This is a genomic window from Wolbachia endosymbiont (group A) of Lypha dubia, assembly GCF_964028575.1.
Taxonomy (GTDB): domain Bacteria; phylum Pseudomonadota; class Alphaproteobacteria; order Rickettsiales; family Anaplasmataceae; genus Wolbachia; species Wolbachia pipientis.
This window is the reverse complement of the sequence record NZ_OZ034796.1, coordinates 395,887-420,897: the sequence shown is the minus strand read 5'-3', so window position 1 is coordinate 420,897 and position 25,011 is coordinate 395,887. Positions and strand designations below refer to the sequence as shown.

Below are 25,011 nucleotides of genomic sequence, written 5' to 3'. Positions count from 1 at the left end.
TCTTTCTGGTAGTAATTTTTGCGCAAAAATTTACTTACGCTCCTAAAATATCTCAGGTATTCTGGGCTCATTTCTCCTCTTACCATAAATTGATTATGCAAAAGGTCTGTTAGCCGTTTTTATAAAGCTCACTTTTAAAATATTTATTGATTGCATATTCTACTGATACATTGAACATTGCTATTATTGGAATAAAAAGTAATATACCTATAAATCCAAAATATGAAGCGCATATAGTAATTCCCAGAATAATTACAGTTGGATGTATATGAACTTTTTTTCCTATTAATAAAGGAACTAATATGTTTGAATCTATTAATTGTCCAACACCAAATAATAGCAAAACGGCAGCACTTTCAAACCATCCACTAAATTGAGTGATAGCGCTCAAAAACCCAATAATGGTATATAATAATGGCCCTACGTAAGGTATGAACGTTAACATTCCTGATAAAATTCCAATAACAATAGAGTGTTCCAATCCGATTATGCTCAGACTCACAGAGTAAAAGACCATCATGACAATACATACATTTACCTGCCCCTTTAGATAATTAGATATAATGAAATCCACTTTGGAAAAATAATCTGCAATTTTTCCTCTGTAAGGAATAGGGATTAATTTACTAGCTTTTTCTATAATTAAAGGCCAATCACGTAATATATAGAAAAACACTACAGGAGTAATCACCATTAATGATACCGTGTTAAAGCTTGAACTTAACACTTGGATTATAAAGTTACTAGCAATATCAAGAGCATTCATGAAATAAGATACATAGTTGCTGTAATTTTCTGCTAGATTTTTAGATAAATGATCAAATAAGCTATCCTCGATTTTCATATTAAGAAATTCTAATACAGAGGGGATTACTTGAAGCTTTAATGAAGGCACTTTACTCACTAAGAAATTTAATATTGAAGTAATTTGAACATATATAATAGGTAAAACAAATGTTATGACTAGTATAAAAGCTATTAATAAAATAAGTATTATAAAAATTACAGAACATGAACGTGGTATTCTATACTTTTCAAACTTGACTACTAGCGGATTAAACAAATATGCAATAATAATAGATATTAAACATGGAAAAATCATAGGACGCATCAGGAATAACATCCCTATTATAAAAAGCAGTATGAAACAAATAGTTATATGACGTTTTTGCATGTGTTTAGCATAGCTAATTTACTGAAAAATATGCAATTTATTTTTCCTATGTTGAAAGTATTTTACGATTTGTAATACTATCGTTTTTTACTAAAATTTAGTTGTTTAATCCGCAGGCAAAGATAGATTTTGAGCTCTCTAAATATCTCTTTTGCTATTATAATTATGCTAGTTAATAGGGGAAGTAACTTTTATATGATGTCAGAAATTTTATTTTTCGGAAAGAATCTTGGATAGAGAGGAAAGCTTCTACAAAAAGAAATATGTGCGCTAAGAAATACAAAATAGCAGCATTAATAGTTGCAGCGGGAGTAGGCAGTAGATGCAATTCTACGATTCCTAAGCAATATATAAAACTGGCAGGTAAATCTGTTTTATTTCATACAATTAAAAGATTTCTGGCTAACCAATATATAGATTACATAAGAATAGCAATTAATAGAGACCATGAAAGTTTCTATGAGAAAGCTATATCACTAATTACAGACACTAAATTACTAAGCCCTGTATACGGAGGAGAAAACAGGCAAAGTTCAGTTAAACTAGGGCTTGAAAGCTTACAAAAAGTTAACCCAGATTTTGTAGTTATACACGATGCTTGTAGGCCTTTTGTGTCAGATGTTCTGATAGATAACTTGGTTGAATCTATGATTAATGATCAATATACAGGAGTAGTTCCAGCAATAGAAGTTGAAGACACTATGTCATTGGTGAGTAATAGTTTTATTGAATCTACGATTTCAAGAGGAAAGCTCAGAGCCATACAAACCCCTCAAATTTTTAATTTCAAAGAATTATTATCATGCCATCAATCAGTCAAAGAATTTACTGACGATTCATCACTAATGGTAGAGCACAAAAAACATGTTGCGATTATTAAAGGTGAGAAAAGCAATTTTAAGTTAACCACAAAAGAGGATATCAATATGGCAAAGCTTCTTTTTGAAGAGCCAAAATTTCGTGTCGGAGCCGGTTATGATATACATAAGTTCATTAAAGTTCAAAATGGTGCTGAAAGCTTTATAAAAATTTGCGGTGTGAAAATTGAACACAACATGGCAATAGAAGCGCACTCTGATGGTGATGTTGCAATACATGCAATCGTTGATGCAATACTCGGAGCACTGGGATGTGGCGACATAGGAGAGCACTTTCCTCCTAGTTCCTCTGAATGGAAAGATTGCAATTCATCTCACTTTCTTGACTTTGCTGCTAAAAAAGCAAAAGAAAAAGGGTACAGCGTGTCTAATTTAGATATTACTATAGTTTGTGAAGAGCCTAAAATATCGCCTTACAAAGTAGAAATGAAGAAATTCATATCAAAAGCATTAGAAATTGATGATGAATTTGTAAATATCAAAGCAACCACTGCAGAGAAATTAGGTTATATTGGAAGAAATGAAGGAATAGCAGTGCATGCTTCTGTGTTATTGCATACAAACTTTTATTGGAAATAGAAACGAAAAAACTTACTTGACACCCTTCGCCAGCCCCCTTATCATGAAACTGAAGCTATTTATTTATCTTCTCTGTACAGATTAAATGACAAAAAAACTCAACGTATTTGGCGTCTCATGTTTAATTTTTTGCACTATGTGCACCTTATGTCTTTATCAAATTTCTAGCTATACAAGCTAAAATGCGCTTATAAAGCATTTAAAACATCAAAAAACGCCAACTTAAAAAATGGATAGTGAGTAATTAGCTACCCTAGGTTTTCTTTGCCTTTTTTTCTGTTTAGTAAATTTCTTAATGTTTATAATTTAGATTAGTTGCGGCTTAAAAGCAGATGAATCGCGGTTATTAAACGTTTAGAATAAAAAAACGCCATACTTGAAAGTATAATGTAAGTAACTAGCCAACCACGGGGCTTCTTTTGCCTTTTTTTTCGTTTGGTAAATTTCTTAAACATTTATGGCTAAACGACAACCGTCATCCCGCTACTTGTTAGCGGGATCTAGAGATACCGCGGCGGCATGACGTAGGACTGCTGTCATTCAAGTAGCTGACGCTGGAATCCAGCCTTGCTGTAATCTCATCAAGAACGTTGTGTTTTAACATAAGATCAGCCACTTTTATGCTTACCAACTTAATAAAATTCCTGGATCCAAGTAGTCAGGCTACTCGGATGACACCTTCATAAAGTGAAATGAGATCCCGCTAACAAGCAGCGGGATGACGAGAAAGGGGCTACTCGGATGACACCCTCATAAAGTAAAATGAGATCCCGCTAACAAGCAGCGGAATGACGGGAAAAGAGGTGCTGGGATGACACCTTCACAAAGTGAAATGAGATCCCGCTAACAAGCAGCGGGATGACGGGAAAAGAGGTGCTAGAATGACACCGTTTACTATGTAACATCTCATCATATCACAATGTTCGTACAGTTGTGGCGGTATGACGTAGAAAAACTGTTAACTTAAATCTATATTGACATGTCCCATTTTACGCTTATCCCTAACCTCTTTTTTCCCATATATGGTTAAACTAGCTTTTTCGTTGCTCAAATACTTATGAGAATCATATATATCATTACCTATTATATTTTTCGTCATACAAGGAAAGCGTAATACTACTTCCTGCATAGGTAACCCGCATATTATCCTAACTAGCTGTTCAAATTGACTAACGTTACATGCATCCAAGCTCCAGTGGCAAGAATTGTGAGGTCTGGGAGCTAGTTCATTAACTAACAATTCGTTATCCTTAGTAACAAAAAATTCAATAGCCAGAATTCCTATTACATCAAGCGCATTTGCTATTTTCTTTGCAGCTCGTTGTACCTCTTGAGTTAATTTACTATCTATTTTAGCTGGCACTGTTGAAGTATCAAGTATTCCATCAACGTGGTAATTTTCTGCTATAGGAAAAAAAGCTACTTTACCGTTTTTATCTCTTGCAACGACTATTGAAACCTCTTTCAGTAGATCAACACTTGCTTCAAGAATGTACTCTGTATTCCAATCAAAGGAAGCAAATTGCTTCACTTCAGAATCATTCTCAAGCACATATTGCCCTTTTCCATCATAACCCATTTCTGTTGTTTTCAGCCTTGTTGGATAGCCAAAAGCTCTACTGCTTTTCAGTAGCTCATTATAATTTTGTATACTTTTGTATTTAGCAGTTTTTATACTCAAGCTTCTAATGAAATCTTTCTCTCTAAGCCTATTTTGCGCAATGTGTAACGCTTTTTTACCCGGATAAAAATTTACATCGATATCAATTGCACTACATGGAATATTTTCAGACTCAATAGTGACCAAATCCACACTCTGTGCAAAAGATTCAAGCGCTTTCTTATCAGAGAAATCTGCTATTGTGAAATCATCAGCAACAGAGCAAGCCGGATCGTCTTTAGCACTGGCAAAAACATGTATTTTTTGTCCAAGTTTTGTTGCAGCGATAGCAGTCATTTTACCTAATTGTCCACCACCTATTATTCCTATTACTTTTTTGCTCAGCGCATCTGGTTCATTCATACTATAAATTGATATTTCCTAATTAAAGTATACTTGAAAAATCTATGAAAAAAGCATATAATTAGAATATTATCTTTTTATCATGAATATTCTATAATGATTCTAGAATACACATTGACTACCAACTTTGTTGAAGTTACAGTTTTACCAATTTACATTGAAGAGCAATCCATTCCTTATGAAAATTGCTATGTATGGATGTATAACGTTAAGATAAAAAACAAAAGCCAATCAACTATTCAATTGTTAAGTCGTCATTGGCAAATAATAGATTATAAGGGCAAAGTAAATGAAATTGCCGGAGTTGGTGTTATCGGAGAACAGCCTGTGATAAAATCTGGAGAGGTATTTAAATACACAAGTGGAACATACTTAAATGTACCGTCAGGAATAATGCAGGGTAAGTATGAATTTCTGAATGAAGAAAGCATAAAAGTTTTTGAAGTTATGATGCCACCCTTTTCTTTGGATAGTCCATACATCAAAACTAGACCCCATTAACTATCAAAATAGTTTGTTTGTAACTGCTCACTATTAGACTGCATTCTGTGATTTTTAGCAAAACACGATCTTTCATTTGAGCTTTCTTCAATTTAAAATAAATACAGAAAATTGCTGCCTATAGCTAAACTGACTTACGACAATTTGAAAAACTGTCATCCCGCTACTTGTTAGCGGGATCTATGCTAAGATACCGCGAATGAATCACGGTTCGTGGCGGTTATGACGTGTTAGCTATAGCTATCTTCAAAAATATGGTTGAATAATTGTTAATAATAGTGTATAATTATTAATATTTTTAAGCACTTTGGCTATGGCTCTTTCAAAGTTTCTCGATCCTCGCAATGATTTGTGTTTCAAAAAAATCTTTGGAACGGAAAAAAATAAGAATATCCTTATCCACTTTTTGAACGATATTTTAGGGTTTACTGAGATAAATGCAATACAAGAAGTTGAATTCTTAAGTACTATTATGGATCCCGAAGTTGCCTCTGATAAACAAAGTATTGTTGATGTTCTCTGCAAGGATTCTCACGGAAATAGATATATAGCAGAAATGGTGCGACCTGAAAGCCTTCGGTCATATTGTTTAAAAGGAGAGGAATTCATTCAGAAAGAAACTGAAAGGATTCTAAAGCTTATTGAACCAGATGTTTTGCCATCTGAGTCTACGCATCAGTGCGAATTGGGTAACCAGTTGGTGCCGAGCGACGCGGACAATGAACCTCCTCTTGATAAAGAAGATGCTCAATCGTGAGAGAAAGCATAAACTACAAGCATCATGTGGTTGGAGGGCTAGGCTTAGTGGTATGGTGAACGTAAGTGAAGCTTCATAAGTATCGTAACGATTAAAGAGCTAAAGATGCTGATAAGCTCCGACCAAAAGGTAATGTGGATGAGTTACATTTTTCATTTCTGGATGTACGCAAATAATAATTCCACCGGTATAGAGAAGCCACCTAACCCACTATTGTATGACAAAAGGAACAGGATAAGCCTGTATTTTCGCCTATATGGCAGGCAACCCGCAAGGAATGCTGATGGATGTGCAGGTAAAGGATAATGGAGAAAGCGAATGCCATTTTGTAACGAAATGGATAGAATTTGTAACATTAATTCGCGTGAAAACGAGCAGACTTCCATTTGGTCCCTCATGACAAGAAACTTTGTTAACCACTTAAGGTAGGAAAGCAGATGATTACAAGTACAACTGTAAGTGCACCTACCAATAACTCCGAAGCATGGAACCAGTTACCCTGGAAGAAATGCCAAAAAGTTGTTATGAGGCTACAGAGGCGTATTGTTAAGGCTGTCCAACAAGGCAGATGGGGTAAGGTGAAAACTTTACAACACCTTCTCACACGCTCTTTTAGCGGCAAAGCTTTGGCGGTTAAGAGAGTAACTGAAAACCAAGGAAAAAACACAGCAGGTGTAGATCGTCAAATATGGTCAACTTGCAACACAAAATTTCAAGGAATAAAGCTATTAAAACAAAGAGGATACAAACCTTCTCCGCTAAAACGGATATACATCAGTAAGTCTAATGGCAAAAGAAGACCTCTTGGAATCCCTACGATAAAAAATAGAGCCATGCAAGCATTATACTTGTTTGCTTTGGAACCGATAGCTGAAACGATCAGTGATCGTCACTCTTATGGTTTTAGACCAAAAAGATCCTGCGCAGACGCTACTGTGGCTTGTCACTTGTTACTGGCAAGCCGTAACCAACTACAATGGATACTCGAAGGTGATATTAAAGGGTGTTTTGATAACATTAACCATGAATGGCTCATGAAGCATATTCCTATGGAGAAGAAAATTCTTCATAGCTGGTTAAAAGCTGGCTTCCTAGAATCAAAAACTCTGTATTCCACAACTGCAGGTACCCCACAAGGTAGTATCATCTCTCCAATACTAGCAAATCTAGCCCTAAATGGACTTGAAAAATCATTGGAAAGTCAATTTGGTAAACTTGGCAGTAAAAGAAGAAGCAAAATCAGAAGTGGAGTAAATGTAATCAGGTACGCAGATGACTTTATCATTTCAGGAATCACACGTGAAGTACTGGAAAATGAAGTAAAACCTCTAGTATCGTCCTTTCTTCAGGAGAGAGGTCTTATCCTTTCCGAAGAGAAAACAAAAATTACATCTATTACAACAGGGTTTGACTTTCTTGGTTGTAATGTACGCAGGTATAATAAGAAGTTAATTATAAAACCTTCAAAAGAAAGTATTAAGAAACTTCTTAATAAAGCACGTACATTGATAAAGGCAAACATAGCGAACACTCAGGCCGTACTAATCAAGTTGCTCAATTCCCTATTAAGGGGATGGGGAAATTACTACAGCCATGTGTGTGCGAAAAGAGCTTTTAACAAAATAGACCATGAAATTATGTGTGCTCTATGGAAATGGGCAAAGAAAAGACATCCTCGTAAAGGATTACGTTGGATAAAGAATCGTTACTTCAAGGTAATGAAACAACGCCAATGGGTCTTTGCTGCACCCATATGCAAGAACAAACCGAAAGAGATAAGGTATTTAAGACTGCTTAGGTTGATTGATATACCTATCAGACGACATGTTAAAATCAGGGCGGATGCAAATCCACTTGACTTAAAATGGAAAAAGTATTTTGATGAAAGAGTGAAACAAACAAAAATGTTAGCAAGCTCTTTCTCAAGAGAAGGTTCTCTACTGTTGGTGTCACCATTAAGAATGATGTTTTCTGAGGAATCATGAAGGACAAGCCGGTTCGAGAAAAGAAGGACTTAGATAAGGGGCTCAAGCGTAGTGTGGGGAAACCTGCATGCTGCGTTTCTAAGGGAGGGAGTAGTAGCAATACTACTTCCTTACCTAACCAGCTCGCTAGAGACAAGGGCTTCGAAAAACGCGCTCAATTATATGCCGCTAAAGCCTACTCAAGACAATTAGATAAATCTGGCAACTACATTGATTTAAAGAAAGTCTTCTTTATTGCTATATCAAATTGTAACTTACTTCCTGAAGAAGTTGATTATATTTCTACTCACAATATACGTGATATAAAAACTAACGGCCATTACTTAAAAGATTTTCAATTTATCTTTATAGAATTGCCCAAATTTTCAAAAAGTAAAGTAGAGCAGCTAGAAAGTACAATAGAAAGGTGGTGTTTCTTTTTTAAATATGCAGAAGAAACAACAGAAGAGGACTTAAAAGAGATAGCAGAAAAAGCACCAATAATAAAGCTGGCGTATGATGAGTTAGACAAGTTTCGTTGGAACGAAAAAGATTTAGTAGCCTATGAAGAAAGGATAATGGATCTACGCAAAGAAGAAGCCATTCTTGAATACAGACTTGATCTTGCTACTGAAAAAGGCAAAAAAATTGGTAAAGAGGAAGGGAAAATTGAAGTCGCAAAAGCAATGCTGGCTAATAATGTTGATGTCAACACTATTGTCAAGTTTACTGGCCTTTCTATTAGTGAGATTGAAGAATTAAGTGGAAATCTGTGAACGGTTACGTTTATTTTTTATCCTTATCATCAAGTGTAAATAAGGTTATTGTAGAGATTAAGCCTATTATAACTATTATTAACGAAAATGGGGCAGCTTCTCTATAGCGCTCATCGCTTACAAGTTCATATATTCTAGTTGATATAGTTTCAAAATTAAATGGTCTTATAATAAGTGTTGCTGTGAGCTCTTTGATAGTATCCATAAATACGAGCAAAAATCCCGATAATATACTCTTCTTGATGAGAGGGATATGAACATTCAAACATGTGGAAATAGGTCCATGACCCATAGTATATGCAGTCCACTCAATTTCATTTGGTGTTTTTTTGAGCCCTGACTCTACCGCCTTGAAAGATATAGCAAAAAAACGAAATAAATATGAGTAAACTAATGCGCCAATAGTTCCTACCAAGCTAATTTCCACAATATATTGAGTAATGAAAGAGGATATTCTGCTTAAAAATATTATTATGCTAATTGCGATAATTGCATTTGGAATTGCGTAGCCTAAAGAAATGAGACGTGCTACATTATTGATTACCTTATTTTTACGCGCCGTATATCCAATAATTATTGCAATGCTAATTGAGATTAGTGCAGTGATGAATGATAAACTAACGCTATTTGCTATTATGTTATAGAATCTTGCTTCATATATGAAAAACCCCTTCTCTATGCTCCAATATATGAGCGGAATCATTGGCAAAATAAAACCTATTAATATCGGCAATACACACATAAGATAAGCAAAGATCAATGGTATAGTGCCACTTATACTCCGTTTGTTGTGATAATCTGAATTGGTATTGATTGAAGAGTAGGATATTCCTTTTTTTTGTAGTTTTTTTTCGATAGCTATTAGTGTTGCAACGAAAATCAATTCTGCAACTGCTAAAACAGTAGTTGAATATTTGTCATGCAGTAAAAACCAGGTGCGATATATTCCTGTTGTGAAAGTATCGATAGCAAGAAACTGTGGTGTGCCGAAATCTGTAATTACTTCCATTAGTACCAAAGACAACCCAGCTATAATTGATGGGCGTATGGAGGGTATGATGACAGAAAACAGGCTCTTCAATGAGGAGAACCCAAGTGTTGACGCAATAGTGACTGAGTTACTAACATTCTTTAGACTTGAGCGGACTAACATATAAACGTATGGATATAGGCTGAATCCCATTACTAATATTCCACCACCTAGAGATTTTATTTCAGGAAACCAATAGTCACCTTTGCTCCACTCTAAAATGTCTCTTAATGAGCTCTGCACCGGACCTGAAAACTCTAGCGTATTTACATAGACGAACGCTACTATATATCCAGGAATCGATATCGGAAAGAACAAAGCAATCTCAAAAATTTTACTTCCAGGAAATGAAAAAAATGTGGTGAGCCAAGCTGGAATTACTCCAAATATGAAAGATATTCCCCCTACTCCTACCATCAAAATTAACGTACTCAGTATATATTCAGGAAAAAGTGTACTGATTACCCATTCGGAATTCGCTGAATCTGTAAATAAGATTGATATTAACGATAGTATAGGACAGACGAATAATATACTTACTAGAAATAAGAATATATTTTTAAATACTCTTAAAAACATTAATTTGAATCTATATTTTATATTAAAATGTTATATGTAAAAACTGAAGATATCCAGTAATTAACAGCCGTACTATTGAATATCTTTATAATTTTGTATATCATGTTTTTAGTTGATAAGTGAATAATCATGAGCTTCGTCATTGCAACTTTCTATCATTTTGTAGAACTTTCTAATTATTATGACATGAAAGACGAAATAAAAGCTACATGCAACAACGTTGAGTTAAAGGGCACTATACTCCTTGCAGAAGAGGGTGTTAATGCAACAATATCTGGTGAAAGAAACGCAATTGATAAAATATTCGATTTTCTACGTTCTGATTATAGGCTAAGGGACCTTACATGGAAAGAGAGTGCAGCAGAATATCAACCATTTAGCAAGATGAAGGTAAAATTAAAAAGAGAGATTGTGAATCTTGGTGTAAGCAATCTTGATATTTCCCTTAAGGGTAAATATGTTGATCCAGAGCATTGGGATGATTTTACTTCTCAACCTGACGTTTTAGTAATAGATACACGAAACGAGTATGAAGTGAAATTAGGCAAGTTTAAGAATGCAATTAATCCACACACACAATGTTTCCGTGAGTTTCCTCAGTGGACAGAGTCATTTTCTGAGAGTAAAGACCTGAAAGTGGCTATGTACTGCACTGGTGGGATTAGATGCGAAAAATCTACAGCATATATGAAAAGCCTTGGATTTAGTGATGTTTACCATCTTAAAGGCGGCATTCTTTCTTACCTTGAAAAAACTTATAATAAAAATGGTAATTGGAAAGGAGAATGTTTTGTTTTTGATGATAGAATTGCTGTTGATAACTCACTTACTCCAAGCAACACAATAAAATGCATATTCTGCTCAAATCAAGTTTCAACTGATAAACTGAAATCAGTTCCACGTGGCCAAGTGGTTTGTTCTGATTGTAAACTTCAGTGTTATAGCTATAATAAATAAAACATCATACTGCTGCAGTTGTATGCACGTTGTGATTTGAGAGCAACCTCTACCAGAAAGGGTGTCATGCCAGTGCCCAGACACTGGCATCCAGGTTCTTTTTTTCTAGATTCCAGCGTCACACGCTGGAATGACAAAAAAGCTGATTTTTAACGTAGATAATGGTTATGCAAGAAGTCTATTTCTTACCCTTAATCAACTCTAAAGCCTTCTTCAAATCTATACTCTCAATATCTGCACTCTTGCCCAAAGCAACGTTTGTTTTACCGCATTTTATATAGAATCCGTACCTACCGTTGCAGATGAAAACTTCTTTTCCCTTTTCATTAACCCCGAGAGACTTTAGTTCTTTGCGTGGACTGTTTGCAATAATTTGTACAGCTTCGCTCAATTCTGTATTTAGCACCTCTTTGGAGCTTTTCTTAAGAGAAAAGTATCTACCATCATAGAAAATATAGTACCCAAATCGCCCAAGGCCTATTTTTACTTCCTTTCCGGTTTCAGGGTGTTCTCCGATTACTTTTGGCAAGGAAAGTAACTGAGTAGCGGTGCTCAGATCAATCTCATTAACATTTATATCTTTTGGTATGGAAACCGTTTTTTTCTTTTTTAACTCGTTATTAAACTCCAGATAAAGTCCAAAAGGACCCTTTTTGATCATCACTTCTTGGTTTGTTATATCATCTATACCTAAACTTTTTGGATATTCTGAATTGTCGTTACTGCCCATAATTTCTTTTGTATGGTTGCATTCAGGATAGTTAGAACATCCAAGGAACACCCCGGCTTTTCCAAAGTTCAATTTCAATATGCCATCAGAGCAAGCAGGGCATTTTGTATTCACCTCTTTTCTTCCTTCTTCTGAACAAAACCAATCGACTACCAAATTGTGAATGCCGCTGAAAACTTCATCATGCGTCATTTGCTTGACAGAGTTTACATGACCAAAAAATGGCACCCAAAAGTGGCCTAATTCTTTTTTCCAATCTGCATGTCCATTTGAAATTAAATCAAGCTTTTCTTCCATTTGTGCTGTGAAATCATACTCTACACAACGCTGAAAAAAAGTTTCTAAAAATATAGTAACGATTTTACCACGACTGCTTGGAATAAACCTTTTGCTATCCAATGAAACGTACTCACGATCTTGTAATACCGAAATAATTGTTGCATAAGTTGATGGTCGACCTATACCGATTTCTTCCATTTTTTTTACGATACTTGCTTCACTATAACGAGGTGGCGGTTGAGTGAAATGTTGTTTTGGCTCAACTGAAATCAGCTTGCATGCTTCCCCTTCCTTCATGGCAGGTAGCAGGCCTTCATTTTCGGCTTCCATGTTATCTTGATAGACTCTATAAAAACCATCAAAGAATATACTTGATCCACTTGCTCGCAGAATTATTTTCTGGTCAGTAGAACTAATTTCGACTACCACTTGATCAAGAATCGCCGACTCCATTTGACTTGCAATGGTCCTTTTCCAGATTAAATCATACAATTTAAATTGCTCTGGCGTTAAGTAATCCTTAATATTACCCGGCGTTCTATTGATATCAGTTGGACGAATTGCTTCATGTGCTTCTTGAGCATTTTTGACCTTTTTTACATATTTACGAGGAGACTGCGGTAAATATTTATCACCATATAATGACTTAATTGACCCTCTAATTGAGTTTATAGCCTCATCTGCAATATGAAACCCATCTGTACGCATGTAAGTTATCAACCCTACAGTTTCACCACCAATATCGATACCTTCATATAAATTTTGCGCTATGCGCATAACACTTTTCACATTAAAATACAGTTTATTCACTGCATCTTGCTGAAGACTTGAAGTAATAAACGGAGGAAGCGGGTTTCTCTTAACTTGCTTGCGTTCTACTGTGCTTACAGCATATTGCCTTGATTCAATCTCCCTGACTAAGTTCTTTGCTTCTTCTTCATTCTTAATATCAAATTTTTCTAGCTTTTTATTGTCATAGTGGCTTAGCATAGCAAAAAAAGCCTCATCTTTGCTATTTTGCATTTCTGCTTTTATGCTCCAATACTCCTGTGTTATAAATTTACTAATTTCATCTTCTCGTTCGCATATAATCTTTAATGCAACAGACTGCACTCGCCCTGCAGACTTGCTTCCCGACAATTTTGTCCACAGCAGTGGTGACAAACTAAACCCAACTAGATAATCCAAAGCTCTACGTGCTTGTTGTGCACGCACTAAATCCATATTTATTTCACGTGGATTTTTTATAGCCTCTTGAACTGCTCTTTTTGTTATCTCATTAAAGACTACTCTATAAATGTTGTTTTCATTACTGATTGCTTTCTTTTCTTTTAATGTCTCTATCACATGCCAAGCCATTGCTTCCCCTTCTCTGTCTGGGTCTGTTGCAAGATATATATCTGATGTTTTGCTTGCGGCTTTTACTAACTCTTTTATATACTTTTCTGCTTTTTCAATGGTTTCATACTTTATAGCAAAATCATTATCCGGATCGACAGAGCCGTTTTTTGCTGGAAGATCCCTCACATGTCCAAAGGATGCAGCTACTTTGAACTCTTTACTCAAATATTTACCTATTGTCTTTGCTTTCGCAGGTGATTCAACTATTAATAATGCCATATTGTTAATTATTTTAGTACTTAAAGATAATATGTTGAGAAATATACAATGAAAAGTAAAAAAATATTTTAATGGTTCTTGTGAATTTTACGAACCGGGTTGTGGGACCTTTTCAGAAAACCCTTGGACGTTGCTATTTTTAAGTGACTTTGAAGGCTCATTACAATAGTATATGATCGCAGCAGCAACGAGAAGCTAGATTCCAGTGTCAGCTGCTTGCATGACAAAAAAAGGAGCGCTGGGATGACATCCTCCCTTGTGGAAATTGCTCTCAAATCACAATGCCCGTAAAGCTGCGACCCTAGAGGTACTGTTTCTCACCCACTGCAAATATTGCACGGTACTATCCACTTGGTCGTCGTGGCGCGTTTCTGGGAACATTAAAATCTCATACTCAAAATCGTTCAGCCATACTGCTTGATGTGGCAGAAAAACCTTGCCAGACTCTATAATCGGAACAATTTGATGAAATCGAGTGAGCTTGTCATCATGTGGCACTATTTCAATAATCGGTAAATCACTGTTTGTCTTTAGCTCTTGCACCAATTGTTGACCACTTGTTTTTGCTTCGATTAAAATTGCGTGTGGCGTCCATCTTGCAGCTAGTGACAAAACCTGTTCTTTAAGCTTTGGATACTCAAGCTTTGCGCGATATACGTCGAGTAAATAGAATTTATTATCTATTTTTGCCCAGGTGGTGCAGACACTAAAGTTGCTCATGTTACTTGTTGAAACCGCAGTATCCCAACTTTGTGTTACATGCGAGAGATTATCAGGAACATTTTTATAGCGCTTTAGCCACTCTCGTTTGACTATACCACTTGAAAGCGGCAGAGGGTTTTGTTGATATTGAGCAGCAAAAGCGTAACTCCCAAGTTCAGCTTTTATTATCTCAACTTCTTCTTTTCCTCCATCGAGGGGATATAACAACTGACCTTCTTCTCTTGAATATAATATCCTTACAGGTGACGCTGGTTTATTATATAATCGCCTGGTCGCACAGTGCTGAGCTACTCGGATGATAGGAACGGGAGGTATTGGCTTTTTGATTGAATAAATAACCTGCTTATTTTCAGAAATCATTGGCAAACAAATATGATGCCATATGTTTTTTGGCTTGGAGAGAAGGTGTCCAGTTAAGTCCTCCTGGTGTAGCCTGTGCATTACAAGAACGATGACTCCTTTTTTTCTATCGTTCAGCCTGGTTACTAAAGTCTGATCAAACCAGTTTGTGGCACGCTTTCTAAGCGTTTCACTCAAAGCTTGAGCAGAACTGAGCGGATCGTCCACAATGATAAAATCACCACCTTCACCAGTTAGTGTTCCACCAACTGATGTTGCGATTCTGTATCCTCTCTGCACTGTTTGAAATTTATATTTTGTATTCTGGTCTTTGGATAGTTCTATCTCTGGAAATAGCGCTCTATACCAACTAGACTGCATCACGCACCTGGTGTCGAGCGAGTGCTTTTCGCTGAGCCGCTGAGAATAACTTGCAACTATTATTCTCGCAGTTGGTTGGTTTCCCAGTATCCATGCGGGCCACGCAACGCTTATGCACATGGACTTCATCGAGCGCGGAGGCATATTGAATATTATTCGTTTCACTTCACCAGCGCTCGCCGCTTCCAGCCTATCTGCTATGACTTTTATATACTGATAATCGTTATACTCACACCCCGGCACTACCGTTTGAAAGCACAGTTCAATGAATTTTAGAAAGTTCATGATATAATGTTGAAACCAGCGCGTGACGCTGGGATGACAAAAAAAGGAGCACTGGAATGACACCCTACTTAACCGTCATACCGCGATTCATTCGCGGTATCTCTTAACATAGATCCCGCTAACACGTAGCGGGATACTTAACCATCATTACACCGTCATACCGCGATTCATTCGCGGTATCTCTAGATCCCGCTAACACGTAGGGGAATGACGAGGTCATGCCGCCGCGGTATCTCTTAGCCGCTAACACGTAGCGGGATGACGGTTGTTGTTTAGCTATAAATATTAAGAAATTTACCAAATAAAAAAAAAGGCAAAAGAAGCCCCGTGGTTATTATCCGCTTTAAAATATTGGCGTTTTTTATGTTTTAAACGCTTGACAAGCGAGATTCAGCCGCTTTTAATTGCAACTAACCTACGCTGCAAATGTTTAAGAAATTTACTAAGCAGAAAAAAAGACAAAGAATCCCCGAGTTAGCTAGTCTTTTACTATCTCTGTCGAGTATTGGCATTTTTTGATGTCTTGTAACGCTTTATAAGCGCGTTCAGCTTATTTAGATAAAAATCTAGATGTAGATGAAGTTTTGTAAAGACATACAGTATCTATATACTGCAAAAAATTGAACATAAGACGCCGATACATTAAGTAATCCTTACCTTTTAATCTGCAGATTGGCGAAAGCAAATACAATAGCTTCACTATCATGATAAGGGGGCTGGCGGAGTTTGTCAAGCAACTTTCTATATAATATTTTCTAAAATAAATAGACTTCTCGCATCCAATTTCGGTAGCGTGTGACACACAACTGCAATGACAAGGTGTTGCAAGATATTACCACAACCATCATATTCACACGAAGTACTTGACTTCACGTGTACTAAGAAGCATTTTATATATGTTGTGTGCCCGTAGCTCAGCTGGATAGAGCAACAGCCTTCTAAGCTGTGGGTCGTAGGTTCGAATCCCACCGGGCACACTCTTTTATCAATACTTTCTATAAATCTTCAAGTACTCTGGCACCACATTTTCAATTGCTAATGGTCGAACCTTCATTGTTTCAAGGTCAACTGACTTTTCGATTGAACTATTCATCATAACTTTCACCTGATCTTGAGTAAGCATAGGGTTCGTATCTCCGGTTATTGGTTTTAGCAGCATAGAAATAATTTTATTTTCTAAAAAGAAAGCTATTAACTTTGCCATTGGAAAAGATACATTGATCAACAAACACTTTCTGTTAGTAACATTCAGAATAAACTTCAATAAGCTTTTGAAAGAGTAAACCTTTGGTCCACCCATGTTATAAATTTTCTTGTCTTGCTTATTAAAACTGATAATACGATATACCACTTCAGCTAAGTCTGTTACACATATTGGCTGAAATTTAGTTGTTCCATTGCCAATTAGTGGTAAGAAAGGAAGAATAGTTGCTAATCTTGCAAATTTATTAAAGAAGTTGTCTTCTTTACCAAATACAAGGCTTGGCCTAATTATTATTGCTTTTTGAAATGCTGAAGTTACAGCTTTTTCACCTTCCAATTTACTTTGAGCATATTTTGACAACTTGCTATTTTCTATTCCCATAGCAGAAAAATGTATCATCATAGGTACATTTTTCATTTTTGCCGCTTTTGCTATCCTTTCAGCTATTTTAACGTGAACAGCGTAAAAATCGTGCTTTTTTGCTTCATATAATATTCCCACTAAGTTTATGGCTACATCACATTCTTCCATACCATCCAGAACTGATTTTTCATCAAAAAAATCGCCTTTAAATATTGATATTTGTCCCAAATTGCCACACAATTTTAAACAAGCAGCTTTTTCCTGATTACGAGTGAATATCTTTATTAAATATCCTTCTGCTGCCAAGCGTCTTACGATGTGTTTCCCTATAAACCCCGTTCCACCAAAAATAATTACACGTTTTGTCACAATTAAAGTTCCTAATAATTTGTTACTGTAAATTAATACAATGATTTCGCTTAATATTTTATTACGAATTCCCGTACAATAAGATCCATTTTCATTCCTCGTGAGCCTTTAACTAGAATTGCATCATTATTCTGAATAATGTTAGCTAAATCACTTTTCAATTGATTAGAATCATTAAAATGCGTGCCTCTTATATTATCTGGCAAAAGCTCATGCAATTCTAACATAAATTTACCAACTGTATAAACTTTATCTATATTATTTTCTGTGATAATCTTAACCAAATCTGTATGAAACTCTATGCTTTCATCACCAAGTTCCAACATATCACCAAGCAAAGCTACTTTTCTCTGATTAGAATATGTACTCAAAGTTTTTATTGCAGTTTTCATCGAAGCAGGGCTGGCGTTATAGGAGTCATCAATTAAATGTATATATTTTTTATTGCATTTGACCTTATGAATATTGCCTCTACCTTTCGCTACACTAAAATTCTTAAGTGCAAGTGGTAATTTTGATAAATCAAGTCCGAGGCTTTGCACAACTGCTGCAACAGCAAGTAGCGAATAAGCAAAATGCTCACCTTGTACACGTAAATTACAGTTTATAATTTGATTATCACTCAGCCTGATTTTTAAACTTAATCTATTAGCAACTCGGTTTGATGTCATTCCAGCGCGTGACGCTGGAATCCAGTCTTTATTATACAACCGTCTGATATGCTCATTTGCAATTGAACTTCCTGGATCCAAGTAGTCAAGCACTGGGATGACAGAAGATAGTGCTGAAATGACAGAAGATTCATCGTTTCTTATTAAGTTTAGTAAACAAACTTCAGCATTTTTATCTTTACCGAAGCTTATTACATTTCTATTGGCGTGTGATGAGAGATAATCATAATATTTATTATCTCTGCTTAAAACCAAAGTACCGTTATTTTTCATACCATACAGAATTTCTAACTTCGCTTGTGCAACGTCAAATAGTGATGAAAAATTTTCAGTATGTGCAGGTTCGATGTTGGTAATAACTGCAATATTCGGATTACTAATTTTTGATAATTCTTTTATTTCACCAGCTTTATTCATTCCCATTTCAAGAATTAAGTACTGGCAGTTTTTTGGAGCTTTCAGAATTGTCAAAGGCAATCCTATATTATTATTTAAGTTACCTTCGTTTGCATGGGACACTCCATATTGCGATAAAACAGTATGCAGCATATCCTTTGTAGTAGTTTTCCCGACACTGCCTGTAATTGCAATAACTTTAGCGTCAACAAGAACATTTCTAATATAGTATGATGCCATATCGTGCAAAGCTTTCAGGGTATCTTGTACAATCATGAGAGGGAAACTTTTATATTTACCCTCACTCACTATTGCAGCGACAGCCCCTTTTAAAAACGCTTCATGCAAAAAATTATGGCCATCAAAATTCTTTCCCTTGAGGGCAATAAATAAATCACCTTTTTTTATGCTTCTTGTGTCCGTTGAAATATTTGAGCTATGTATCCAATTACAACCATTTACGTCTCTTCCGCCAGTTGCATCAATGATATTATTTGTGTTCCATTTAAACATAATTTAGAGTATTCTTTATAATAAATTGAACAATAAAAGTAGCGAAAATACTACATGTTTTAGACAATGTACAAATAATGGTTGCAATCCCTATAATTCTATCTTATAATGGATATAGAAGTTTAAATTTTTTCGTCTATAATTAAAATGTATTTAGTTGTAGAAAGTACCTTGGAGGTATGTATGTTCACAGGAAAAAATGAAAAATCTACTTCTATACTAGCTAAAGTTGGTAATGCAGCTTCGGGAGTAGGAAGTTTTCTGGGTAGAGGTGTAAAAGTTCTAGTCAAGGGTGCAGTGTACCCTATATGGCCAAAGAATTGGTTTAAGTCCTGGGATGAAATGCGGCACGACATAAAAAATGGCGGACGTTCTATTATTGGCAACCCACTTGAAGAATATGATCCACCTATAGAAACCACACAAGCTAGTGAGGATCTTGGTGTCCAAATAATGGAGCAAAAGAAAGGAACAGGAAAGGTAACTTTTTTAGCATCAAGGACTCTGACAGGGGATATACCCTATTTGACGCCAGAACGATTAGGTGAAATAAAGCAAAACCTGCCAAATGTAACTATCTTTAAAGAAGAAAACAAAGTTGTAATTGAAGTTGATGTTAAAAAAATAATTGAAGACATCAAAAAGAACAATCCAGGAATTGATGAGAAAAGAATAAAAGAGCTTGCTCTTGAAAAAATTGCTGAAGGAGCTGAAGGAGTTGGTGGCAACCTTAAAAAGCTAGCAAAAATTACTGGCGGAGAATTTAAAGTTCACACAGACTTAAAATTGCTGTATGGTATTGCAGAAAAATTGTATAAGGAATATGATGATCAAAAGCAGTCATCAGACAAAGTTGTGAAGTCTGATGTTGGTCAGCCTTCAGAAACTATAGCTTCAGGTGAGAAAAAATGGGCGCAAGAAGCTATAAAAGCAGGTAAGTCGCAAAGTTGTGCAATGCAAAAATAAGTTATAGGGGAGTATTATGAGTGAAGCTAAAAAAATAGAGGAAAGACATCATAGTCTAACTGTTCCTGGGGATATGTATCACTTACAACCAGGAGTTATTACTGGAAAAAGGGTAAGTGGAATAGAACCCTTTTTGAAAGAACAGCAGGACATGGTAAAAGTAAGGGAACTTGTAAGCTCTTTAAATCTTGAAGATGCTTCTGGTGAAGCGATAAAACCACTATCTACACCTAATGTAGAGAAAAACGAAGAAAGAGGGAAAGGTCGCTCTTAAAATATGAGCAATGAAGTTTATGGTAGCGATAACATCTTTGCTCAAATATTAAGAGGTGAGTTACCTTGTGAGAAGGTACATGAAAATGAAAATGTACTAGCTTTTCATGATAAGTACCCTGACGCACCAGTTCATATTTTAGTTATATCAAAAAATCAATATATTTCATATGATGATTTCATTCTAAAAGCTCCTGAAGAGGAAATAGCGGATTTCTTCAAAACTGTAAGAGAGATAGCACACAAATATAATCTAGAAAAAACAGGATATAGATTAGTCACTAACTACGGTGAAAATGGAGAGCAGGTTGTACCACACTTTCACGTGCATATTTTAGGTGGTAAAAAGTTAGGAAAGCATGTAAACTCATAGTGTTATATGTTTTGTTAAATGAGCGAATATTTAACCATAGTAATCTTTATCTGCGTATCAATTGTAGTATCTTTTGCTTTAGGTATATTGCCTATGTTTCTTGCAGTGAGTAAGCCAGATGGTGAAAAGCTTTCCACATATGAGTGTGGCTTCAATCCACTATCCAGTGCAAGGAAAAATTTTGACATTAAATTTTACCTAGTTTCAATATTATTTATAATATTTGACTTAGAAATTGCTTTTCTTTTTCCTTGGGCTGTTTCTTTATCTAAGATAAGCTATGGTGGATTTTGGTCTATGATGGTATTTCTTGCAATACTCACTATAGGTTTTATCTATGAATGGTGTAAAGGTGCATTAGAGTGGGAGTAGTTTATGACAAATCAAATTCTATCTAATGATGACTGGGGTCGTTATAAAAAAGAAGGGTTTCTTGTCGCTAAATTTGGTGATTTAACAGATTATGTAATGAATTGGGCAAGGTCTGGTTCATTGTGGCCAATGACATTTGGTCTTGCATGTTGCGCAGTTGAGATGATGCATACTGCATCCAGCCGTTATGATCTTGATAGATATGGTATAATGTTTCGTGCAAGCCCACGTCAATCAGATGTGATGATTGTTGCTGGCACACTAACTAATAAAATGGCAGCAGCATTGCGCAAGGTTTATGATCAAATGGCAGACCCGAAGTATGTTATTTCCATGGGAAGTTGTGCAAATGGTGGTGGTTATTACCATTACTCTTATTCAGTAGTCCGAGGCTGTGATAGAATTGTGCCAGTTGACGTGTATGTCCCTGGATGCCCACCAACCGCTGAGGCGTTGCTATATGGAATGCTATGCCTACAAAACAAAATAAAACGGACTCGGAATGGATAAAACTGCAAAGTATATACAAAAAAAGACCAAATGCGAGTGCATTCAAAAAGATGATGGCATTATTGTAATATATTCAACTTTAGATGAAATTGAAAAGTACCTATTCTTTCTACGTGATGATGAAAAGTGTAGGTTTGAACTATTAGTTGATATTTTTGGGGTTGACTATCCAAATAGAGAGAAGCGTTTCGAGCTAATATACAATCTGCTCAGCATTGTGCATAATATTAGAGTACACATAAAGCTTCAGTTATGTGAAAGCGACATGCCTCCAAGTGTAGCGAAGATATTTAGTACGGCTTTGTGGTTTGAGCGTGAAGTGTTTGATATGTATGGAATAGAGTTTTCTGATCACCCTGATTTGCGTAGGATTCTAACAGACTATGGATTCAAAGGTCATCCAATGTTAAAAGATTTCCCTCTCACTGGTTATGAGGAAGTAAGATATGATATAGAGACAAAAAAGGTTGTGTATAATCCTATAGATTTACCGCAAGATTTTCGTATGTTTGATAGCTTATCGCCTTGGGAAGGTAAAACCATAAAAGTAAATACAAAGGAGTAGAAAATGACAGTACAAAGAAAAAAAATATCTTTAATCGGTGCAGGAAATATCGGTGGAACTCTCACCCATATGATTGCACTAAGGGAACTCGGTGATGTTGTTTTACTTGATATTAGTGATGGAATACCACAAGGTAAAGCACTCGACATAGCAGAATCATCCCCTATTGATGGATTTAATGTCAATATTACTGGCACAAATAGGTATGAAGATATAAAAAACTCCGATGCAATTATAATAACCGCTGGCATCGCTAGAAAACCTGGAATGAGCAGGGATGACCTCCTGCAAACCAATGCTAAAGTAATGAAGGAGGTTGGCGAAAATATTAAAAAATATTCTCCAAACGCGTTTGTAATAGTGGTTACCAACCCTTTGGATGCCATGGTTTCAGTGGTGCATAAATTTTCAAACCTTCCAACTAATATGATTGTTGGCATGGCAGGAGTGCTTGATTCTTCCCGTTTTCGTTACTTTCTTGCAAGTGAGTTAAATATCTCAGTTGAAGATATATCTGCTTTTGTGCTTGGAGGACATGGCGACACTATGGTACCACTAATCAATTGTGCTTCAGTTGCTGGAGTTCCACTTACTCAAATTATCGATATGGGTCTTATCACACAGAAAAAAGTCGATGAAATAGTTGAACGCACTCGCAATGGCGGTAAAGAAATAGTTGATCTGCTTAAGTCTGGATCTGCATACTACGCTCCTGCATCTTCAGCTATATGCATGTTAGAATCATATTTAAAAGATAAGAGGCGCATATTACCATGTGCTGCTTACCTTAATGGTGAATATGGTGTAGAAGAGTTGTTTATTGGTGTTCCTGTAATTATTGGAAAAAACGGAATTGAAAAGATCCTAGAAGTTAAAATGAATGATAGTGAACAAGAAATGTTTAATAAGTCTGTAAACTCGGTGAGAGAGCTGGTGAAATCTTTAGGTTCATAAGCAAATTAATGGTTTTATAGAGCTTCTTTATAGCTCAAACAGCCTAAAAAAGTTGCTTGTGGTTACCTTCGCTACTTGTTCTGGTGACTCATTCCACAACTCTGCCAAACAATCAACAACGTATTTCACCATTGCTGGTTCATTCTTTTTTCCCCTATAAGGCTCAGGTGATAGATATGGTGCATCAGTTTCGACTAAAACACGCTCGCGTGGTACATTTTGTGCAATTTCTCTGAGTAAGCTCGCATTTTTAAAAGTAATAATTCCAGAAAATGAAATATATAACCCCAAATCTATAGATTGATAAGCAAGTTCTTTAGAGGAAGCAAAGCAGTGCATTACTCCACTAAAAGCACCGGCTTTCATTTCTGACCTTAACATATCGATCATCTCATTATCAGCGCTTCTTGTGTGAATAACTAAAGGTAGTCCAGTTATTCTTGACGCTTCTATATGTAATGCAAAACTTTTTTTCTGATTGTCTTTGTTGTCAGATTTATAAAAATCTAACCCGGTTTCACCGATACTAATTACCTTTTGGTTCTTGGTAAATTCAACTAATTCATCAACATGTATACACTCACCGTTTTCTATAGCAGCATCAAGCGGATGTATACCAACAGAGGAGTAGACCTGATCATAGGATGAAGAAATTTTTAATAACTTAGGAACATCGTCAATGCTTACGCATATGTTATGCAAAACCTTTACACCATTTTGCTCTGCCCTTGAAATTACTTTTGGTATTTCATCGTCAGAAAAATAAATCAAGTGGCAATGAGAATCTACTATCATGAGCTTATTGTTGAGGCTTTTATTATAGAAGAAAACTCTTCTATCACTGTTTTATAAACTTCTTTTTTAAATGATATAGCACTGGCTACTAAACTATCTATACCTTGCCAACGCCACTCTTTGAACTCTGGATGACCAGTATAATTAATATCAATGTCCTCATCCTCTCCGCAAAACTTCATTAAGAACCACCTTTGCTTTTGACCAGAATATTTTCCATTCCAGCATATTGGTATAACTTCTTCAGGCAAGTTGTAGTATATCCAATCCTTGCTTTTAGTTATAACCTTTACTTTATTAGTACCAACCTCCTCTAGCAACTCACGTAACGCTGCTTGTTCCAGTTCCTCACCATCATCAACACCTCCTTGTGGCATCTGCCAGTAAGAATCGCTATCAAAGCGTTTTCCAATAAAGGCATGTCCTTGTCTGTTAAATAGCATTATGCCAACACAAGGACGGTACTTATCTTTCTGCTCAACCACGAGTACGCTCTGTTTTTAAATGATTTGTTACAGAAGTTTTAATTAATTTTCCATTTTTTTCTTTCTTCATCTCTTCAACAATTTTCTTTGCAACTTCCTTTGCACTCAAGTTCGAGTTATCAATTTCAAGCGAACCCTCAGGTATAAATAGCCTTTTCCCTTCAATTTTCTTTATAGCAAAATCCGGATCAGTAATTTTATTTTCCTGATATCTCTCTTCTGATTGGACACGTCTTACTAGTTTTTCATTATTACAATGTAATACTACAGAAAAAATTTCCATGTCCATTTTTTTACTTAAATTTACCACTGAGTTATATAATCTTTGGTCATAGGGATCACCCTCTATCAATTCATTTGTAAATATATAATGTTTTGATTTTACGTAGTGTTTTTCCAGTATTGCTAATACATTTTCCCTAACTGCAAAAATTTTTTCCCATAGGTCATCTGGAACTTCAGCGTTTTGTAATTTAACAATATCAAATATAATATTATTGAATAGATTATTGCTTACTATTACTGCACCAATGATTTTACACAGTTCCTTTGCAGTAGTAAACTTACCACTGCCTGGAAAGCCGATTAAGTAGATGAGAGTCTTGCCCATAATGAATACTAGTAAAA

Annotated in this window: 23 protein-coding genes, 1 tRNA gene and 1 pseudogene; 15 read left to right on the top strand and 10 right to left on the bottom strand. The window is 35.7% G+C overall.

Going from position 1 to position 25,011, the window contains the following annotated elements; translation table 11 throughout:
* Window positions 1-109: 109 nt before the first annotated feature.
* Window positions 110-1,174, bottom strand: a complete 1,065-nt coding sequence (locus ABWU72_RS02220) for an AI-2E family transporter (protein ID WP_155969287.1) — start codon at window positions 1,172-1,174, stop codon at window positions 110-112.
* Window positions 1,175-1,437: 263 nt separating this feature from the next.
* Here ABWU72_RS02220 and ABWU72_RS02215 point away from each other — a divergent pair, with 263 nt between their 5' ends.
* The gene (locus tag ABWU72_RS02215) at window positions 1,438-2,631 is read left to right on the top strand and encodes a bifunctional 2-C-methyl-D-erythritol 4-phosphate cytidylyltransferase/2-C-methyl-D-erythritol 2,4-cyclodiphosphate synthase (RefSeq protein WP_155969285.1); all 1,194 of its coding nucleotides are present in this window, start codon (window positions 1,438-1,440) and stop codon (window positions 2,629-2,631) included.
* A 958-nt stretch (window positions 2,632-3,589) separates the two neighbouring features.
* On the opposite strand, the gene ABWU72_RS02210 is transcribed toward ABWU72_RS02215, so the two are convergent.
* On the bottom strand, window positions 3,590-4,654 hold the full coding sequence (locus ABWU72_RS02210; protein ID WP_155969283.1) for a 5-(carboxyamino)imidazole ribonucleotide synthase: 1,065 nt from the start codon (window positions 4,652-4,654) through the stop codon (window positions 3,590-3,592).
* Between the two features lie 99 nt (window positions 4,655-4,753).
* On the opposite strand from ABWU72_RS02210, the gene apaG reads away from it, so the two are divergent.
* The 5 genes and pseudogenes from apaG (at window position 4,754) to ABWU72_RS02185 (ending at window position 8,652) form a co-directional block, all read left to right on the top strand.
* Window positions 4,754-5,155, top strand: a complete 402-nt coding sequence (gene apaG / locus ABWU72_RS02205; protein ID WP_353284055.1) for a Co2+/Mg2+ efflux protein ApaG — start codon at window positions 4,754-4,756, stop codon at window positions 5,153-5,155.
* Window positions 5,156-5,468: 313 nt separating this feature from the next.
* Window positions 5,469-5,714, top strand: a pseudogene (locus ABWU72_RS02200) (PD-(D/E)XK nuclease family transposase); the annotation flags it as partial.
* Window positions 5,715-6,168: 454 nt separating this feature from the next.
* The gene (locus ABWU72_RS02195; RefSeq protein WP_173862902.1) at window positions 6,169-6,312 is read left to right on the top strand and encodes a hypothetical protein; all 144 of its coding nucleotides are present in this window, start codon (window positions 6,169-6,171) and stop codon (window positions 6,310-6,312) included.
* 37 nt (window positions 6,313-6,349) lie between these two features.
* A complete protein-coding gene (gene ltrA / locus ABWU72_RS02190; RefSeq protein WP_353283840.1) occupies window positions 6,350-7,897 on the top strand; it encodes a group II intron reverse transcriptase/maturase in 1,548 nt (515 codons plus the stop codon).
* On the top strand, window positions 7,894-8,652 hold the full coding sequence (locus ABWU72_RS02185; protein WP_353283839.1) for an Rpn family recombination-promoting nuclease/putative transposase: 759 nt from the start codon (window positions 7,894-7,896) through the stop codon (window positions 8,650-8,652). Before ltrA ends, ABWU72_RS02185 begins: the two co-directional genes overlap by 4 nt.
* A gap of 10 nt (window positions 8,653-8,662) precedes the next feature.
* On the opposite strand, the gene ABWU72_RS02180 is transcribed toward ABWU72_RS02185, so the two are convergent.
* The gene (locus ABWU72_RS02180; RefSeq protein WP_264374021.1) at window positions 8,663-10,261 is read right to left on the bottom strand and encodes an ABC transporter permease; all 1,599 of its coding nucleotides are present in this window, start codon (window positions 10,259-10,261) and stop codon (window positions 8,663-8,665) included.
* Window positions 10,262-10,390: 129 nt separating this feature from the next.
* Here ABWU72_RS02180 and ABWU72_RS02175 point away from each other — a divergent pair, with 129 nt between their 5' ends.
* Complete coding sequence (locus ABWU72_RS02175) at window positions 10,391-11,218, top strand: rhodanese-related sulfurtransferase (protein WP_155969276.1); 828 nt, start codon at window positions 10,391-10,393, stop codon at window positions 11,216-11,218.
* A 178-nt stretch (window positions 11,219-11,396) separates the two neighbouring features.
* Here the strand turns inward: ABWU72_RS02175 and topA are convergent, their stop codons facing one another.
* Window positions 11,397-13,847 (bottom strand): type I DNA topoisomerase, encoded by a 2,451-nt coding sequence (topA, locus tag ABWU72_RS02170; protein WP_353283838.1) that lies wholly within the window; start codon window positions 13,845-13,847, stop codon window positions 11,397-11,399.
* A 276-nt stretch (window positions 13,848-14,123) separates the two neighbouring features.
* Window positions 14,124-15,575: a phage terminase large subunit gene (gene terL, locus ABWU72_RS02165; protein WP_155969274.1), complete on the bottom strand. Its 1,452-nt coding sequence runs from the start codon at window positions 15,573-15,575 to the stop codon at window positions 14,124-14,126.
* A 903-nt stretch (window positions 15,576-16,478) separates the two neighbouring features.
* On the opposite strand from terL, the gene ABWU72_RS02160 reads away from it, so the two are divergent.
* Window positions 16,479-16,552, top strand: a tRNA-Arg gene (locus ABWU72_RS02160).
* Window positions 16,553-16,560: 8 nt separating this feature from the next.
* Here the strand turns inward: ABWU72_RS02160 and ABWU72_RS02155 are convergent.
* Complete coding sequence (locus ABWU72_RS02155; RefSeq protein ID WP_213863248.1) at window positions 16,561-17,511, bottom strand: complex I NDUFA9 subunit family protein; 951 nt, start codon at window positions 17,509-17,511, stop codon at window positions 16,561-16,563.
* 50 nt (window positions 17,512-17,561) lie between these two features.
* Window positions 17,562-19,091 (bottom strand): UDP-N-acetylmuramoyl-tripeptide--D-alanyl-D-alanine ligase, encoded by a 1,530-nt coding sequence (locus ABWU72_RS02150; protein WP_155969272.1) that lies wholly within the window; start codon window positions 19,089-19,091, stop codon window positions 17,562-17,564.
* 183 nt (window positions 19,092-19,274) lie between these two features.
* On the opposite strand from ABWU72_RS02150, the gene ABWU72_RS02145 reads away from it, so the two are divergent.
* Genes ABWU72_RS02145 through mdh form a run of 7 tightly spaced genes read left to right on the top strand, consistent with a single transcriptional unit; the run spans window position 19,275 to window position 23,104 of the window.
* Complete coding sequence (locus tag ABWU72_RS02145; protein WP_353283837.1) at window positions 19,275-20,057, top strand: hypothetical protein; 783 nt, start codon at window positions 19,275-19,277, stop codon at window positions 20,055-20,057.
* Window positions 20,058-20,073: 16 nt separating this feature from the next.
* On the top strand, window positions 20,074-20,331 hold the full coding sequence (locus tag ABWU72_RS02140) for a hypothetical protein (RefSeq protein ID WP_006279579.1): 258 nt from the start codon (window positions 20,074-20,076) through the stop codon (window positions 20,329-20,331).
* Between the two features lie 3 nt (window positions 20,332-20,334).
* Window positions 20,335-20,703: an HIT domain-containing protein gene (locus tag ABWU72_RS02135; RefSeq protein WP_353283836.1), complete on the top strand. Its 369-nt coding sequence runs from the start codon at window positions 20,335-20,337 to the stop codon at window positions 20,701-20,703.
* 18 nt (window positions 20,704-20,721) lie between these two features.
* Complete coding sequence (locus ABWU72_RS02130) at window positions 20,722-21,075, top strand: NADH-quinone oxidoreductase subunit A (RefSeq protein ID WP_006279576.1); 354 nt, start codon at window positions 20,722-20,724, stop codon at window positions 21,073-21,075.
* Window positions 21,076-21,078: 3 nt separating this feature from the next.
* Window positions 21,079-21,585 carry a NuoB/complex I 20 kDa subunit family protein gene (locus ABWU72_RS02125; protein WP_155969268.1) on the top strand — a complete coding sequence of 169 codons (507 nt, stop codon included), beginning with the start codon at window positions 21,079-21,081 and terminating at the stop codon, window positions 21,583-21,585.
* A complete protein-coding gene (locus ABWU72_RS02120; protein WP_006279573.1) occupies window positions 21,578-22,150 on the top strand; it encodes an NADH-quinone oxidoreductase subunit C in 573 nt (190 codons plus the stop codon). Before ABWU72_RS02125 ends, ABWU72_RS02120 begins: the two co-directional genes overlap by 8 nt.
* 3 nt (window positions 22,151-22,153) lie before the next feature.
* A complete protein-coding gene (gene mdh, locus ABWU72_RS02115) occupies window positions 22,154-23,104 on the top strand; it encodes a malate dehydrogenase (protein ID WP_007548577.1) in 951 nt (316 codons plus the stop codon).
* Window positions 23,105-23,131: 27 nt separating this feature from the next.
* Here the strand turns inward: mdh and ABWU72_RS02110 are convergent, their stop codons facing one another.
* Genes ABWU72_RS02110 through ABWU72_RS02100 form a run of 3 tightly spaced genes read right to left on the bottom strand, consistent with a single transcriptional unit; the run spans window position 23,132 to window position 24,994 of the window.
* On the bottom strand, window positions 23,132-23,899 hold the full coding sequence (locus ABWU72_RS02110; RefSeq protein WP_010082353.1) for a TatD family hydrolase: 768 nt from the start codon (window positions 23,897-23,899) through the stop codon (window positions 23,132-23,134).
* Window positions 23,896-24,384 (bottom strand): RNA pyrophosphohydrolase, encoded by a 489-nt coding sequence (locus ABWU72_RS02105; protein WP_006279569.1) that lies wholly within the window; start codon window positions 24,382-24,384, stop codon window positions 23,896-23,898. Before ABWU72_RS02105 ends, ABWU72_RS02110 begins: the two co-directional genes overlap by 4 nt.
* Complete coding sequence (locus ABWU72_RS02100) at window positions 24,377-24,994, bottom strand: AAA family ATPase (protein ID WP_022626414.1); 618 nt, start codon at window positions 24,992-24,994, stop codon at window positions 24,377-24,379. The genes ABWU72_RS02105 and ABWU72_RS02100 overlap by 8 nt, the downstream gene beginning before the upstream one ends.
* Window positions 24,995-25,011: the final 17 nt, after the last annotated feature.

Coding starts and splice junctions, on each gene's coding strand:
- ABWU72_RS02220 (WP_155969287.1), bottom strand. CDS start 1,174: ATGCAAAAACGTCATATAACTATTTGTTTCATACTGCTTTTTATAATA.
- ABWU72_RS02215 (WP_155969285.1), top strand. CDS start 1,438: ATGTGCGCTAAGAAATACAAAATAGCAGCATTAATAGTTGCAGCGGGA.
- ABWU72_RS02210 (WP_155969283.1), bottom strand. CDS start 4,654: ATGAATGAACCAGATGCGCTGAGCAAAAAAGTAATAGGAATAATAGGT.
- ABWU72_RS02195 (WP_173862902.1), top strand. CDS start 6,169: ATGGCAGGCAACCCGCAAGGAATGCTGATGGATGTGCAGGTAAAGGAT.
- ltrA (WP_353283840.1), top strand. CDS start 6,350: ATGATTACAAGTACAACTGTAAGTGCACCTACCAATAACTCCGAAGCA.
- ABWU72_RS02185 (WP_353283839.1), top strand. CDS start 7,894: ATGAAGGACAAGCCGGTTCGAGAAAAGAAGGACTTAGATAAGGGGCTC.
- ABWU72_RS02180 (WP_264374021.1), bottom strand. CDS start 10,261: ATGTTTTTAAGAGTATTTAAAAATATATTCTTATTTCTAGTAAGTATA.
- ABWU72_RS02175 (WP_155969276.1), top strand. CDS start 10,391: ATGAGCTTCGTCATTGCAACTTTCTATCATTTTGTAGAACTTTCTAAT.
- topA (WP_353283838.1), bottom strand. CDS start 13,847: ATGGCATTATTAATAGTTGAATCACCTGCGAAAGCAAAGACAATAGGT.
- terL (WP_155969274.1), bottom strand. CDS start 15,575: ATGAACTTTCTAAAATTCATTGAACTGTGCTTTCAAACGGTAGTGCCG.
- ABWU72_RS02150 (WP_155969272.1), bottom strand. CDS start 19,091: ATGTTTAAATGGAACACAAATAATATCATTGATGCAACTGGCGGAAGA.
- ABWU72_RS02145 (WP_353283837.1), top strand. CDS start 19,275: ATGTTCACAGGAAAAAATGAAAAATCTACTTCTATACTAGCTAAAGTT.
- ABWU72_RS02140 (WP_006279579.1), top strand. CDS start 20,074: ATGAGTGAAGCTAAAAAAATAGAGGAAAGACATCATAGTCTAACTGTT.
- ABWU72_RS02135 (WP_353283836.1), top strand. CDS start 20,335: ATGAGCAATGAAGTTTATGGTAGCGATAACATCTTTGCTCAAATATTA.
- ABWU72_RS02130 (WP_006279576.1), top strand. CDS start 20,722: ATGAGCGAATATTTAACCATAGTAATCTTTATCTGCGTATCAATTGTA.
- ABWU72_RS02125 (WP_155969268.1), top strand. CDS start 21,079: ATGACAAATCAAATTCTATCTAATGATGACTGGGGTCGTTATAAAAAA.
- ABWU72_RS02120 (WP_006279573.1), top strand. CDS start 21,578: ATGGATAAAACTGCAAAGTATATACAAAAAAAGACCAAATGCGAGTGC.
- mdh (WP_007548577.1), top strand. CDS start 22,154: ATGACAGTACAAAGAAAAAAAATATCTTTAATCGGTGCAGGAAATATC.
- ABWU72_RS02110 (WP_010082353.1), bottom strand. CDS start 23,899: ATGATAGTAGATTCTCATTGCCACTTGATTTATTTTTCTGACGATGAA.
- ABWU72_RS02100 (WP_022626414.1), bottom strand. CDS start 24,994: ATGGGCAAGACTCTCATCTACTTAATCGGCTTTCCAGGCAGTGGTAAG.